At 36.5% G+C, this 512-nt stretch carries 1 protein-coding gene and 1 pseudogene; both read left to right on the forward strand.

Annotated elements, in window-relative coordinates; all coding sequences use genetic code 11:
- A pseudogene (locus AC1M9K_RS14510) lies at positions 1-112 on the forward strand (FAD-dependent oxidoreductase); the annotation flags it as partial.
- 259 nt (positions 113-371) lie between these two features.
- Positions 372-512, forward strand: a 141-nt coding sequence (locus AC1M9K_RS14515) for a hypothetical protein (RefSeq protein WP_481589640.1), incomplete at its 3' end; no start/stop codon positions are given.

Below are 512 nucleotides of genomic sequence, written 5' to 3' on the forward strand. Positions count from 1 at the left end.
CGCTGCGGGTGACTGTACAACAGTACCTTATAAACAAATCATCATTGCCACTGGTGAAGGCGCGAAAGCATCACTGTCAGCGTTTGATTACATCATTCGTTCTGGACAGTAGTTCAATCATATTCTTTAAATAAGAAGTTCTTAGTTTTGTAGTTTACAGAGGTTGAAGATGCTAACACTTCAGCCTCTTTTTTTTGTAATCATTAACTTGATCTATATTATTTACTAAATCAAATCTGTATTTTATTTGTAATTTTATTTCACAATAAATGGGTGTTTTGTGTAACAGGACCTGTTTATCGTGTCTGTTTTTTGTTTAAATATTAAGAAATTCTTTAGCCTTACTAAATTATAAAAGACAGATAATAACCATGCTTGCCAACATCTTTTCGGCATTGGAACAGCTCGGCCTAACCGCCCAAAACAGAGCCCTCCACATCCAATTCAGTCATTCACAACTGAATAGCCAAGTCTTCCTACAACGCATCGATGGCAGCCATGCCCTTAACGAA

The sequence above is a fragment of the Acinetobacter sp. 24-47-67 genome (assembly GCF_056779735.1).